This window comes from Candidatus Nitrosocosmicus sp. T (assembly GCF_054408485.1).
In genome coordinates this window covers 2897308-2910859 of record NZ_CP166992.1, presented here as the reverse complement: position 1 = coordinate 2910859, position 13552 = coordinate 2897308, and the positions used below count along the sequence as shown (strand labels likewise).

Here is a 13552-nt window from a genome sequence, read left to right as displayed (position 1 = left end):
TTTTTAAGAAGGCTATGTAGATCAATGAGTTTATTATCATGTAAAAAGCACATAAAATCTTTCAATTTCATGTTCATAATTTGTTTAATAGGTATTATACGTAGAAGTGCTATATTAATATTAAAAGAAGGAACTACTAATCGGTTATTCATATATAGAAGAGTGATTCCTTTGCGACGGATTGCTGAATTTTAGACCTTTAGAAGCCTTTCTAAGGTCCTCATTTGTTAATACCTTTTTCTTTTTGTATATTTTATTCAAATTATCTACATCTGTAGCTCCTGTATTTTCTTCTGATTCTTTACTGTTTAGAGGTCCTTGTAAATTATGGTTCGAAGACAAGTCTAAATCCATTACGAAAGTATAGCTATCATCATTTTGATTATCTTTTAATACTCTAATTTTTGATTTCTTTTTCATTTGTTTTCATCTTACCGAACATATTTTATTGAATTTCTTTGAATTCTTTAGTTAGTTGTATTAGGCAATTGGATTGAAAATATTATACTTGCTAAAAGGAGTAACAAGTAATAACAACACAACTACCTAACAAGAAAAATACTAAGCTAAAAAATTCAAGGAAGGAAATTAAACAAAATTATTCTATCTTTTAATGAATCTAAATATATTTAAAACTTGCTAATTCTTTTTGGGTTATATTTTTATTCTATCGACATTCTTGAAAGGACTAACAAATACTTTGAGTTTTATAGATAAAAACATTCTCTATAAACCCATGAATGCAATGAATGCAATGGAGGGAATGGGATTTGAACCCATGACCACCTGCGTGTAAGGCAGGTATCCTAACCAGTCTAGACAACCCCTCCAAAAAAATTATTTAGAACTGTATTAATCCAGTGCTATTAACCTTTGTTTTATCTCTGCTTTTGATTTTATCTGTCATTTCAATCATATTTCATACGTCTGCATAGAGTGAGAATTCATGTGGATGAGGTCTTATAGTAACCTCTTGATGATCCTTAGCTTCCTGTAAGATTATTGAATCTATAATTTCATCGTCAAATATCGGTTTCAAAAATTCTCTGTCAATATTTAATTCCTCGTACGCTTCTCTAAGTGATGGTGGTAATTGTCTAATTCCTAATTCACGTCTGCGCTGCGGTGACATTTTGAAAATATCTTCGTCTATTGGATCGGGTATAGATGTTTTTTTCTTTATGCCGTCTAAGCCAGCCGATATTACTGCTGAAAATGCTAAATATGGATTGCATGACGGATCAGGAGCTCTGAATTCTATCCTTTTCATGTGTGCAAACCTCTCACCTTTATAATGAGCCGGATTTCTAATTATCGCAGATCTATTACCAGTACTCCACGCAATATACACTGGTGCTTCGTATCCAGGTACTAGTCTTCGATAAGAATTAGTTGTAGGTGCAACTATTGCAGCCAATGCAGGAGCATGGTTTAATACTCCTGCTGCGAAATATCTGGCTAGTTGTGACATTTCTGCATATGAATCATTGATATCAAAGAATAGATTTTTTTCTTTATCCCACAAACTCACATTAACATGCATCCCTGAACCGTTATCGAGTGCGATAGGTTTAGGCATCATAGTTGCAATCATGCCCTGTTTCTTGGCTATATTTTTAACAATGTATTTATAACTTTGAACAGAATCTGCAGCATTAACTAATGTATCAAATCTTATATCGATTTCGCATTGCCCCGCTGTTGCAACTTCATGATGATGTGCGTCGCAAATAATACCAAAATTATTACTCAAAACATCAACGCATTCATTACGATATTGCATTAATGTGTCGCCTGGAGCACTGGGGAGATATCCTTCTTTTAATCTGAGTGCATACCCTACACCTTCTGTTGACCATGGTGCTTCTTTTGATATAATATTATAACTTTGAGATCTATAAGGGGTCATTGTATTTACTTCTAGTTTATCAAAAACAAAGAATTCTACTTCAGGTCCCCAAAATGAATTATAATATCCTTTATGTCTAACATACTCTTCTGCCTTTCTTGCAATTCCTCGAGGATTCTTTTTTGAATTGCTTTCTATTTTCTCCTCCTGATAATATATCACAGATTAGTCTGGCTGTCTTGTCTTCTTTTATCCATGGTATAATTGCATATGTAGAAGGATCTGGTCTTATTATCAAATCAGATTCATGGATCTCAGTAAAACCTCTAATTGAAGAACCATCTAATTTTGGCAATCCGTATTCAAAATCTTCCTTTTTGAACATATTGGATGCCATTGTAGTATGATGGAATCTACCAGTTAAACCTGTAAACTGTAAATCTAGAAATTTAATTTCTTCATCCTTTAATTTCTTCATTATTTGTTCTGCAGTAAAATTCAAAGATTCAATTTTTCCATCTATAACTTTATAAGGCAAATGAAATGTTCGATATAGTAAAATAAAAACCTCTAATTAAGCTTATCATGTATACAAATTGTGTAAGAGCTGATGGATCATAGAAAGTCAACAAATTTAATAAAAATTGAAGAAATTTTTAATATTCTAAAAGGAGAAATTCATCTTAATAGTGGACCTCAGCCTGTCCCTCACAATTTTTACCAAAATATTGCAAATCTTATTTCTTTATTAAAAGAACAAAATGAAAAAGAGTATCCAGAATTACAAAAAGAAAATGAGGGGACTGAGAAAATTTCCCAGCAAATTAATTCCAATTTAGTAAACCTGGTTGCTAAATTAACGACTTTAATATTCATACTAAGATGCAAAAAAATTTTCAATAATTCAAAATCACAAAGTATATTTGAATATTCTAACCTTACAAATGAAGAAAAATATGTGTTTTTCGGAAATAGAGAAAGAGAACAAAGAATTAATATAATACTAAATATGCTGCTTGAAGGAAAATCGAAAACTTTAGAAAAGATTGTATCTTCAATAAATCAGAATTTTGTAATTCTAAGATTTTTCGATTCGATGGAGCAATTTGTAGGGGTTAATATGAATAAATATGGTCCATATCGGAAAGATGATGTGGCAATTATACCTTTTGAGAATGCCAGATCTATAATAGAAAACAATAGAGCTGTCGAGATTCGTAAAATCGATTAATTAATAATTTCATGAATTACTCTAAGTTTTGGTTTTAGCCCAGATCTAGCCTAACCCAAGGCCAGTTTAGTGCATTTTACTTTAATTTTTTTTCGTCTGGGTTTTGTTTTATATAGTGTTCGGATATCTTCTTTGAATAGCATTTACTACATAAGAATCCTGAAATATTCCATTGTGGCATTGCCTCATATTTAAAATCACCAATTCTATTATTACATATACTGCAGTTGATTCTTTCCCTCCCCTTTAGCATTCTTTCGTTGCAATAAAAATGTCAGAAATCAGAAATAAAAGTTATATCATTTGGATTCGTAAATTGAGCAAATTCTTTTCCATTAATAACAGATAAATTTGAAATTACATTTAATTGATTAAATAAAATCATAAAAGAAATTAATAAGGGCGTTTTATACAATTTGTTGTCAATATGGCTGATAAGACTGACAAAAGAGCTTTTTCTACGCTTATGGTGATGGCGGTTATAGTAGGAATAATTGCTTATTATCTGTTTACTGCAGCTATTCCAAAACCGGGTATAGTTGATTCTATTTACAGACAAGAACTTCCACCGGCTCCTGTAGCTACTGCTACCGATGCAGCAGAGGAGTCATCGGAAGTTGTAGATGAATCTGCATTTGCCAATAAAGTTGAAGTGAAAATATTACAGGGTTCTGCCACCCAAGGAAATCCTGCCTATGGGCCTGATCCTGCTAGTGCCACGAGTGATGCATTAGTGACATGGGTTAACGAAGATACTGTTCCACACACCGCTACTAGCGGAACCGGACCTGAAGACCCAGAAACCGCCAAACTTTTCGATACCAGTATCATAATGCCCGCTGCTAAAGCCAGCGTACCGGCAGAAAAAATGGGTCCAGGTGAACATGATTACTACTGTACTGTTCATCCATTCATGAAAGGAAAAATAACTATAACCTAAATTTTTTAACAAAAATTTATTTTCTTTGTATTCTTTTTTAAAAATTATTATAAAATATTATATTTTAATAAATTAATTAATCAAATTTAAATAGAATATATAAATTTTATAATTATAACACCGTTATTTTGACGAATATTTATATTATGTATTGATACATAAAATTTTATGTCGTTCTTAACCATCAAAGATCTAAATGTAAATATTGAAGATAAAAAAATACTTAACGGTGTTAACTTGGATGTCAATAAAGGCGAAGTTCACGCCATCATGGGATTAAATGGCTCGGGTAAAAGTACGTTAGCCAACGTTTTGTTGGGTCATCCGCGTTATTCTATAACTTCGGGTGATATTTTAGTTAATAATGAGAGCATTATTGATTTAAAAACAGATGAAAGAGCAAGGAAGGGATTATTTTTAGGATTTCAATATCCTACTGAAGTGTCTGGGGTAGGATATAGTCATTTCTTACGCAATGCCTATAATTTGTTAAGTAAATCTTTGACAGCCGAACAAAAGGATCGAGAAGTTTTCATAACCGTAAAGGAATTCCACGAATATCTAAAGAGAAATCTTGATAATGTAGGTTTAGATCCAAGCTTTTTAAGTAGATATCTTAATGAAGGTTTTTCTGGAGGAGAAAAAAAGAGGTCTGAAGTAATGCAAATGCTTGTTTTGAGACCCAATCTTGCAATTCTTGACGAACCTGATTCTGGATTGGATATTGACGCTGTAAAGTCTGTTGCTGAGGCCATAAATAAATTAATTGAAACGGGTGCAGGAGTAATCGTTATTACGCACTATGCGAGGATTTTGCGTTTTTTGAATAAACTAGATAAGGTACATGTGATGTCAAAAGGTAAAATAATAAAAACAGCAGGAAGGGAGTTATCGGAGGAATTAGAGTCAAAAGGATATGCTTGGCTTGGACTATCTGATGAAGCAGTAGGTACTGTTTAAAAGACATCTAGAGCCAAGTTAACTAAACAGATCTTTCTCATCACACTCCTTAAATTAACTAGATTAATAAGGAGGCAATATGAGATTATCTTAGTCATTTCCAATATTTAATATATCTGGATACTGACAGACCGTGTTATCAGTGGTGTACCATAGTTATGATATTATTTTATGAATGAGACAGATATACAAAAATATCGACCCTCTAGATAAGTTCTACACACTCATAATCTTAATTATATTTTCCATTTATTTTAAAATAAGTTTATTATTCTCTCCCGGTTTTACTGATTGCAACCAAGACGTCTCAAGTCCTTTTGCAAGCAAAAGGCAAAAACCAGTATAATCTGTCGTCTGGAACATCCAACAATTACTTCATTTAGAATAAAAGCGCTCGTTCGTAGAGCTAAATTCAACACGACTATTTTTTGTGATATGAATATGGAAAGACATATCAATTTAATAATCTGATTAGAGGTGAATTCACTCACCAGGTCTGAATTTGGTGTTATTGGCTCTAGTTTGACTTGAAACTAGTCAAAATTGCAGTATTTTTTATAATTTGTAGTAACATATAGATAAAAAGATGTAAATCCTGTCTTTAATATATCTTTTTCAGAATATCTATGCTAGTCTCTATTATGCAAAACCCTACTAACATTAATGACAATCAATGTTTATTTGTTCATTTTCATATTAATTTACGTGGCTAGATGACTAATAACTAACGTTATATAAGTTGGTCTTGCTATATACATATATATTAGGATAATTCATTACGCTTTGGTGTCTTCTAGTGTCTTTTATTTAAACATATAGTAAATGACGATATAACTCTCTACTAATATATCAATAAACCATTAAAAGGCAGAGGTTCATGATCGTAATATGCTGGCACCCTGGATGTGTTATGTAAATCCACGCATGCTCTTTGAATATGATTATGCTTGTTCGATCATATTTGAACGACCGTAAGATAAAGATCTATCGTTGAGGTGACAGGGTCATCAGCGCGGAGTGAATTATTAAACTATTTATTAATTTAGAACAGCATACAAATAATGAGAAACAAGAATAAAAGCCCTTCAGAAGTTGATAATTTATCTAGTATAAAAAAAAATAAAATTGATAATTTAAATATTCCAATAAAAGATGATGTTGTGAGCGGTACAACTACCAAAGCTCCTGAATTATCGGGTGCCAAGACCAATGAATCCGATAACAAAAATGACAGTGAAAAATTCTTTACCTTTACATTTTATAAAGTCGATCCCAAGTGGCGTTGGCTGAATGAGATGGGCAAAGACGAAGCTTCACGCGAGTTTCTTGAGTTATTAAATGCTGCACGCAAGAGGATGGAAATTAGAACTTATTCTACTATTGGTTTAAGACACGATAGTGAATTTATGATTTGGACTATGTCGTCATCACTAGAAAATATTCAGGTATTGGCTTCAAAAATTTATACTACTATACTGGGAAAATATATAGAACCTACATCCACTTATCTATCTTTAACCAGAAAATCATTTTATTCAAATCAGGTTAAACTTGGGTTTGAAACTGAAGAGGAGCCATTGCAATATGCGGTAGTGTATCCATTTATTAAATCTCGGGAATGGTATCTTTTGCCTTTTGAGAAAAGAAAAGAGATGATGGAAGAACATATAAGAGTTGGAAGAAAATATCCTGATATCCGACTTAATACTACCTATTCATTCGGCATTGATGATCAGGATTTTATGTTGGCTTTTGAAACTGACAATCTTTCAAAATTCCAGAGTCTAATCATTGACCTACGTGAAACTCAAGTTAGCAAATATATTATTAAAGATACGCCGATGATCCCATGTGTCCTAAAAAATATAGAGGAGATAATTAAGAGCCTGGGTTAAAAGCATCCTATTGTTCAAAAATCAGTGGTTAATAATATTTATTTATAATAACGATACAATTGTAAATACTGGTGTTTATATGATTTCTAATTCTTTTTTAGATAATGGTTTTAATGATATTACAGGTTTCAATTCTAGAACCGGCCCATTGAAAAGATTTGGTCTTGATTCTAAAGGACCATATTCCACGATTTCTTCAGATACTGTGCCGGCAACCCAAGTCAATAATAGTCATGAAAATTTTAATGACGAATCAAAATCTCACACAAATTTTCTTGGGGCATTAAAAGAATGGGCCATAGTTTGTAGAGCTTTAGAATCTGGTAATCAAATTTTATTGTTCAGAAAGGGCGGCATTATGGAATTTCGAAACGGGTTTGAACTAAAGTTCAAGAATTTTTTCTTATTCCCAACCTTTGAACATCAAGCTAAAGAATCAATCCGCGTGGAATATCATGCTGCCCTGGATGAGTTAAACAGAAATAATGGATTGGACAATACCAAAACTCTTCCTGATTCAAATAATAAAAGTGAAATTACATCATTTGTTGAGATTACTCATTTTAGTGAAGTTTCAGATTTAACTACATTAAAAAAATTAGAGAATTTCCATATATGGACTGATGATTATCTTAAAACTCGATTTGATTATAATCCGAAAAAACCACTTTATTTATTGTTATTACGGGTATACAAATTAAATAATCCATTACAAATCACCAATAAACCCGGATGGGTAGGCTGTAAGTCTTGGATTCAAATTGACTCCAATGATCAAGAATTGATCCCATATTTTGAAAATCATATGCCCGAAAAGCCATTTGAATATCTAAAGTCAATTAGTAAGCCTTGTATAGATGACAATAATTTCAATAAACTATCTGAAAAAGTGAGGAGTATAATTTAATGAAATATCGTAACTTAGGAAATACCGGAATTAAAGTTAGTGAAATTGGATTTGGAACATGGACTTTAGGTTTAGACTGGTGGGGAAAAAAACTTGAAGAAGATGAATCTATAAAGATGCTAAAACATGCTTATGATTTAGGAATTAACTTTTATGAAACTGCTGATATGTATGGAAAGGGCAAGAGTGAAAAGTTGTTAGCAAAGGCCTTTAAAGATATGCGCAATGAGGTAATTTATTCCACTAAATGGGGGTATGATATGTATAATGCAAATCAAGTAGGACATGGAGAGATTCCTCAAAAGCACACTCCGGAATTCTTAGATTATGCATTGTCAGAAAGCATGAAAAGATTAGAAACTGATTTTATTGATGTTTATAGTTTGCATAATCCCAAGATGGATGCCATAGAAAACGATGGATTGTTTCATAAACTAGATGAATTGGTAAGTTCTGGAAAAATTAAGAGTCATGGCGTTGCTTTGGGACCCGCAATAGGATGGGAAAAGGAAGGAATTCATGCTATAGAAAACAGGAATATATCTTGTTTACAAACTGTGTATAATATATTAGAGCAGGATCCTGGCAGGATATTTTTTAATGCTGTGAATAAAAGAAATAATTCGGTAGGAATAATGGTTAGAGTACCCGATGCATCGGGGGTTTTAACTGGTAAAGTAAATGAACATACAGTATTTGATAAGAATGACCATAGAAATAATAGAAAAAAGGAATGGATTATACAAGCGATGCAAAAAATAGAAAAACTCAAACCCATTGCTAATTCTCATGGATGGGATATTACTGAAATTTCTATGAAGTATATTCTATCACAGAAACAAATCTCAGTTCTTTTACCAACTGTTACAAGCATTGAAGAAATAGATTTGTTTGCTCAAATTTCTGATGGCAATTATTTGAATGAAGATGAGAAACTCCAAATTGAGCAAATGTATGAAAAAAACTTTGATATGCCTAAATTATTGGCATAATTAAAAATTTTTAATTAACAAAACCTTGTAATTTACTCAAAATATTTTACTCTTTCTTTTTTAAATTCCCTAGAGCTAAACAATATTCTGTATCTATCAATTTTAATTATTGCAGATATTTCCTTTGCTATTTTTTCAGCGGCATCAATTGTTCTTGCATGAATCATACTAAAAAGATTGAATTCCCAGTCTGGGTATATAGGACGTCTATAACAATGACTTACTTGCGGAAAAGATGCAATTTTTGATCCTATTTGATCTATTTTTTCCTCCGGCACATTCCACACTATCATTCCATTTGCGGTAAAACCTGCTTGCCTGTGCCTGAGAATTGCTGCAAATCTTCTCATGATGCCTATGTTTTGATATTCCTTAACCTTGTTGAAGAGCTCTTCCAGATTTATTCCCAAATTATCCGTGATTGTTTTGAATGGTTCTCTAATTATCTCGATATCTTTTTGCAATTGTCTAATGTATTCTTTGTCCACTTCTGAAATTTTTTCTACTTTTGTCTCCATTTTTTTTACATCGTCGGTGGGACTGGGTTTTTCAGGATCATCATTTACCATGTCCAATTTCACGCCTATTTTATACATTTTTAGCGTTGGTAATACTCTATATTTTAAAACTCCATCTAGGGAGGCCATTTTATCTAAATCGGCTTTCATATCTGCATCCGGAGATACAGCCAATGTAAACCAAATATTGTATTCATGATTTCTTTCGTAATTGTGACTTACACCTGGATGTTTGTTTATTTCATTAGCGACATAATCTATCTTATTTTTATCCACTGAAAAAGCTACTAATGCACTCTTGTATCCTAACTTACGAGTATCAAAAATTGCACTTATCTGTCTAATAATTCCAATATCTTTTAATCTTTGAGTCCTATTGAGAACTTCTTCTTCCTTTAATTGGTATTTATTTGCCATTTCTAAGAACGGTCTTTTGACCAAAGGAAAAGACCATTGAATATCATTAAGTATTTCTTTGTCTATGGCATCTAGTTCATTAACCAGCATAAATGATATGCTATAAAGCATTTAACTAATTATTAAAATGTATCCTTAGAATTTCCCTGCAATTAATTCTATACTTAGGTTTAAAAATAAGAGGTTTATTTTTAATAAACAAGGGGGCTATCGTCTAGCTTGGCAGGATACCATCCAATGTTGGGTATAAGCCCGGGGCGCTGGCGGTCGAGGGTTCGAGTCCCTCTGGCCCCATTGATCATTCATTAGAGTAATGGTAGTGTAGAGATTATCTGGGTTCTTCTAAATAGTTCAAACTCATGACTACCTGACATATAAACAAATCTCATTGCCTGTTCTTATGAGAGGACTTTAGTCTAATCCTTGGTTCATTGATTCTTAACCTCGACCTCGAATAGTTTAGTGACATTAACTAACGCTTAAGCTTTGTTCAATCATTTCTTAACATTACATTACAGAATTTTCATTAGTCATAATTCATTATTCATTTGAATCAAGTTAAATAACACTCTCAATCTTTAATTTATTTAATAATTTAGTGATTGCGAATGTCTCCTAGATTATTTAACCCTCTGCGAAATGAGGTAATACCTTTTTACAAAACTGTTGTACAAATTCTATTTCATTCGGGCTAGTACTATGCAAATAGATTTGTGTAAATCCCGCTTTAAAATATTCTTCTAGTGGCTTGATCAATTCTTCTACAGATGTCACTATCAATGTAGATTCTTTAAGCATATCATCTGAAACCTCTTCCATTGCTTTTTGTTGCAATTGTCTTGGATCATTTATGGATGTATTAAATACGTCCTTAATCTCTCCGGCTCGCCAAAAGCCTGCAGATTTAAAAGCTTCATCATAATCCTCCGAAAACGATATTTTTGGTTTTCCTATTTTTTCAAGTTTTTGTGGATCTTTACCAACTTTTAGTGCAGCATTACTAAATTCATCAAATAGCTCTTTTGACTTATCCGGTTTTGTAATTGTTATCAAGCCATCAGTATACTTGGCAGCTGTGTGAGTTGCCTCTGTTCCGGAAGCGGCCATGTATAGAGGTATATTAGTGGAAGCAGATGTATATAATTTAGCTGATTTTGTCTTATAATATTGACCTTCATATGTTAAAAAGCCCTCATCATCAATTTTTTCACTTTTTAAATCAACTGTGGAATCATTATTGGTTTGAGGCTCTTCTTTTTTCTTATTCCATAAGTTATTTATTATCTGTATTGCTTCTATCGTTCTGGCTAGCCTAATTTCTGCAGAGGGCCAATTAAAACCTACAGAAACCTCATTCATGGCTTCGCCTGTTCCAATACCAAGAGCTATTCGACCAGGGTACAATACATCCAATGACGCAAATGCCTGTGCAATTATTGCAGGATTATATCTATAAACAGGAGAAGTAACGCCCGTTACAAACTTCATTTTTTTAGTCCTTTCTGCTGCGGCAGTTAACCAAACCCAAGTGAAATTACCAAATCCACCATCGTTCCACCAAGGATGAAAGTGATCACTTGTCATGGTGGCCGTAAATCCACCCGTTTCTGCTTCTTTTACAAAACTTATCAAATCATGTAAAGAATATTGTTCCTGCGATGCCCAATAACCTACAAATTTCATACAATAATAGCATTATTAATATAGTATTTATCAAGCATGAAATTCTTAGTTTATCTCAATACATAATGTCATAGACGTTAATAAGTTGTCTGAAACATAGCTGATAAATAAAGAGCAGCATAGATGAACAGTAGATAAAATTAGATCCGGTGCAAAGGCAATGGGAAATAAAATAAAAGACCCCGATAGGGATATGGTACATAATACGACAAGGAAAAGTTCAAAGAAGAAGCAAAAGACTACAAAGTTTTAGTATTTGATTTCATGCTCTTCAACAGCCAAGAGGAACTAGATAAAACATACCGGAGAAGAGCACAGGTAATTATTTGACAATATAATTAAAGCCAACAAGAAAAAGAATTATCTAGTCCTTTAATTTAGAAATACCAATCATTTACAAATAATTCAGTAGTATTAAAAATTAATGATAATTACGAGAACGTTTAAAGATTATCATGGAATGTAAAAGTAATGAAATGCAGCAAATTAGCCAATTTCGTCTACAAAATCAATTTCATATAAATTTCTATCAGCTTTAGCAATTTGATCAACGTCATTAATATGTATCAACACTTTGGGATCGTTAAACATTTTTTCTATTGCATCTTTATTTTGCCATTGAATGTAGTTTATTACTTTTGTTCCATCCAAACTCTTGTGAACAGTTGCAGAAATGAATCCTTGATGTTTATTAATTATTTGTTTAATTGCATCTTTAAGCATATCAAGCAGTCTTTGTTGTTTTGATGAATCCTCTACTGTGAAAATGTCTATTGAAGTTATAATATTTCCGTTTTTTTGTATTATGGTCATCGTTATAGTTAATATTTAAATGATTTATCAAATAAAGGTTGGCCAGTGTAATGATATGATCTCAATTTCCGTGTTTCATTTCGAACTTTGTTCCTCATAAAGATACTTAGTTACCAACCCGTCGTACTATCTTTGTCTTTTACATACTGTTTAGAATGAGTATTTACTGAAGGAGATACTTTTGAATCATATTTATTATTTTTTAGGTGTTCTTCATTAATAGGGGTTACATTATTTTTGCTGTACCCTGAGAATGACTCGGCTATTGAATCATGGTTTCTCTGCTTTAATTCTTCTGTGATATATTCTCTGATTTTACTTGAATAAATGAAGTTGTCTAATGGAGGATTTTGTGCAAGCTTACTAGTGATTGATTTTGAAATATCTTTGGCAAGTAGGAACGGTGTACCAGCTCTACTAATCCCTCTCACAAGCTTTTCTTCATCAAATTTTTCAGAATTTCCACTCCTTTTTTCTACCATTAATTCGGATAAAGGTGCTTTTTCTTGCGGATTCTTACTCATTATATAATATTGCTTTAATTCTATAAAAGACTAGATCATTAGAATGTCGAACTTTATCCGGCTTACCAATTCAATTAGTTAGTTTTATTCAATTAATCTACTCTTAATTCCATTTAGTGATACAAATTCATTCATTAGAACAAGAAAATCAAAATTTTAAGATAGGTAATTTAGAAACAACATATCACAAAGATGTTGCAGAATTGTCTTAATAAACTCTAATATTTATTATTTGTATTGTTATATGTACATCAAATATTGTCTATGCGAAATAACAGGTCAAATCAAATGGCATCAGTTACCGGATGTTACCAATAGTAGATCAATATTTGTTATTCATTCAATCCTTTTTTCTATATACTAACGCAATCACAGAGGTACCCACAAATGTTGTTCTCCAGTACAACCATAGATCGGTCCATACTCCAGATAACAATGCTGGAGCTAATGAGCTAGCAGGATTCATTGATGATCCAAATATAAAAGCCAAAAAACAAATATCTAGTCCAACGATACCACTGAATCCTTTCAAACCTTTTGTATAAACAACATTTGGTAAATCCTGCTTTTTTAATACTATCAATGAAGCGTTCTTTTGTTAATGTACCATCGATACAACTGCACCAACTGTCTGTACTAATAGAATTTGCAGCTATTTCTCCAGATGTAACTAAATCGGATATAACCATTTTTCCTTTTTCTTTTCCTTATGATTTCAGAATCCTGTAAATTTCATTTAACATATTTTTCTTGATTGTTATCAGATTAATCACATAGTTTCTTCTAAATTGTTGATCTAATGTCTAATAAAAGATATTATTAG

The 13552-nt window shown here is 32.1% G+C and carries 11 protein-coding genes, 2 tRNA genes and 2 pseudogenes; 7 read left to right on the top strand and 8 right to left on the bottom strand.

Annotated elements, in window-relative coordinates:
• Positions 1-144: 144 nt before the first annotated feature.
• The 3 genes and pseudogenes from AB0A59_RS15045 to glnA all read right to left on the bottom strand — a co-directional run bounded on the left by AB0A59_RS15045 (position 145) and on the right by glnA (position 2327).
• Positions 145-420: a hypothetical protein gene (locus tag AB0A59_RS15045; protein ID WP_458745081.1), complete on the bottom strand. Its 276-nt coding sequence runs from the start codon at positions 418-420 to the stop codon at positions 145-147.
• Between the two features lie 335 nt (positions 421-755).
• Positions 756-830: transfer RNA gene (locus AB0A59_RS15040), tRNA-Val, on the bottom strand.
• Between the two features lie 89 nt (positions 831-919).
• A pseudogene (gene glnA / locus AB0A59_RS15035) lies at positions 920-2327 on the bottom strand (type I glutamate--ammonia ligase).
• Positions 2328-2459: 132 nt separating this feature from the next.
• On the opposite strand from glnA, the gene AB0A59_RS15030 reads away from it, so the two are divergent.
• The 6 genes from AB0A59_RS15030 to AB0A59_RS15005 all read left to right on the top strand — a co-directional run bounded on the left by AB0A59_RS15030 (position 2460) and on the right by AB0A59_RS15005 (position 8774).
• Positions 2460-3080 (top strand): DNA replication complex subunit Gins51, encoded by a 621-nt coding sequence (locus tag AB0A59_RS15030; protein WP_458745079.1) that lies wholly within the window; start codon positions 2460-2462, stop codon positions 3078-3080.
• A 427-nt stretch (positions 3081-3507) separates the two neighbouring features.
• A complete protein-coding gene (locus AB0A59_RS15025) occupies positions 3508-4020 on the top strand; it encodes a cupredoxin domain-containing protein (RefSeq protein WP_458745078.1) in 513 nt (170 codons plus the stop codon).
• A 168-nt stretch (positions 4021-4188) separates the two neighbouring features.
• Complete coding sequence (gene sufC, locus AB0A59_RS15020) at positions 4189-4980, top strand: Fe-S cluster assembly ATPase SufC (protein ID WP_458745076.1); 792 nt, start codon at positions 4189-4191, stop codon at positions 4978-4980.
• A gap of 1061 nt (positions 4981-6041) precedes the next feature.
• Positions 6042-6875: a chlorite dismutase family protein gene (locus AB0A59_RS15015; RefSeq protein ID WP_458745074.1), complete on the top strand. Its 834-nt coding sequence runs from the start codon at positions 6042-6044 to the stop codon at positions 6873-6875.
• Between the two features lie 79 nt (positions 6876-6954).
• The gene (locus tag AB0A59_RS15010) at positions 6955-7782 is read left to right on the top strand and encodes a DUF1802 family protein (RefSeq protein ID WP_458745072.1); all 828 of its coding nucleotides are present in this window, start codon (positions 6955-6957) and stop codon (positions 7780-7782) included.
• A complete protein-coding gene (locus AB0A59_RS15005; protein WP_458745070.1) occupies positions 7782-8774 on the top strand; it encodes an aldo/keto reductase in 993 nt (330 codons plus the stop codon). Before AB0A59_RS15010 ends, AB0A59_RS15005 begins: the two co-directional genes overlap by 1 nt.
• 32 nt (positions 8775-8806) lie before the next feature.
• Here AB0A59_RS15005 and ahbA read toward each other — a convergent pair whose 3' ends face one another.
• Positions 8807-9820 carry a siroheme decarboxylase subunit alpha gene (gene ahbA, locus AB0A59_RS15000; protein WP_458745068.1) on the bottom strand — a complete coding sequence of 338 codons (1014 nt, stop codon included), beginning with the start codon at positions 9818-9820 and terminating at the stop codon, positions 8807-8809.
• Positions 9821-9912: 92 nt separating this feature from the next.
• On the opposite strand from ahbA, the gene AB0A59_RS14995 reads away from it, so the two are divergent.
• Positions 9913-10003, top strand: a tRNA-Pro gene (locus AB0A59_RS14995).
• 330 nt (positions 10004-10333) lie between these two features.
• Here the strand turns inward: AB0A59_RS14995 and AB0A59_RS14990 are convergent.
• The 4 genes and pseudogenes from AB0A59_RS14990 to AB0A59_RS14975 all read right to left on the bottom strand — a co-directional run.
• Positions 10334-11392 carry an LLM class flavin-dependent oxidoreductase gene (locus tag AB0A59_RS14990; protein ID WP_458745066.1) on the bottom strand — a complete coding sequence of 353 codons (1059 nt, stop codon included), beginning with the start codon at positions 11390-11392 and terminating at the stop codon, positions 10334-10336.
• 486 nt (positions 11393-11878) lie between these two features.
• Positions 11879-12205 (bottom strand): antibiotic biosynthesis monooxygenase, encoded by a 327-nt coding sequence (locus tag AB0A59_RS14985; RefSeq protein WP_458745064.1) that lies wholly within the window; start codon positions 12203-12205, stop codon positions 11879-11881.
• A 110-nt stretch (positions 12206-12315) separates the two neighbouring features.
• Positions 12316-12729, bottom strand: coding sequence for an ATP cone domain-containing protein (locus tag AB0A59_RS14980; protein WP_458745062.1), 414 nt, complete (start codon positions 12727-12729; stop codon positions 12316-12318).
• Between the two features lie 340 nt (positions 12730-13069).
• Positions 13070-13279: pseudogene (locus tag AB0A59_RS14975) on the bottom strand (aquaporin); the annotation flags it as partial.
• Positions 13280-13552: the final 273 nt, after the last annotated feature.